Raw genomic sequence first — 827 nt, 5'->3', positions numbered from 1 at the left:
TCAAGTCCAATACGTTTCATATATTGAGCCATACACCTATGCGCGAGGGGACCGCGACCTGTTGCAGAAAAGAAGAAATCATTGCGTGATAAAAGGCGCGCTTGTTTTAAGATTTCTAATGCTTCAGATGATAAAGGCACGCGAAACTCTTTTGTTGTATCACGCAAACCTTTCATATTTTCAGCAGGGATAGTCCAGATATCTCCATCAACTTGATCTTTATGGATATGACATAAAGGAAAAGTACGAACGCCTGTCAGAATAAGCAAACGTAAAGCCAGTTGTGTCATTGTTGTTGTTTCGCAAAGTGTTTTATAAAAAGCCGGAACCTTTCTCCAATCCATAGCTGGAAAATTTTGCGTTTTATGGCGTTGTTTGCCTAAGAGCGCGCGTGCTTTTTCTGTTGCTTGTAAATCAACATTCAAACCTAATGCAGCCGCATGTTTAAGACAAAGATTAAGACGTATCAATGCTTTCTCTGCTGTTGCAGCTTTTGTATGCCAAATAGGGGCAAGAGTATTGCGTATCTCTGTTTGAGTAATCTCTGAAACGGGTAGACAGCCTAATTTAGGGAGAATATAAAGACGTAAAGGTGAAAACCAATCACAAGCCTTACCATCATCTTTTAATTCAGCTTTCCGACTTTCAAAAGCATCTACGGCAATATCTTTTAAGTAATGAAGATTGCTTATTGCCTCACGCTTTTGTTTATTGCGTTCTTTAATGGGGTCACGCCCCTCACGTAAAACCGAACGCCACCCAGTTGCCAATTCACGGGCTTGTTTTAAAGAGACATCTCGCAACGCTCCCAAGCCCATTTCACGACG

Annotated in this window: 1 protein-coding gene; it reads right to left on the bottom strand. The window is 41.2% G+C overall.

Annotation, left to right across the window (positions count from 1 at the left end; translation table 11 throughout):
- Positions 1-827 (bottom strand): tyrosine-type recombinase/integrase (locus ACFILO_RS09575; protein WP_375678224.1); only part of this gene is annotated, 827 nt, incomplete at both ends.

This window comes from Bartonella sp. AP72JLCBS (assembly GCF_042195705.1).
Taxonomy (GTDB): domain Bacteria; phylum Pseudomonadota; class Alphaproteobacteria; order Rhizobiales; family Rhizobiaceae; genus Bartonella.
This window is presented reverse-complemented; position numbering and strand designations above follow the sequence as displayed.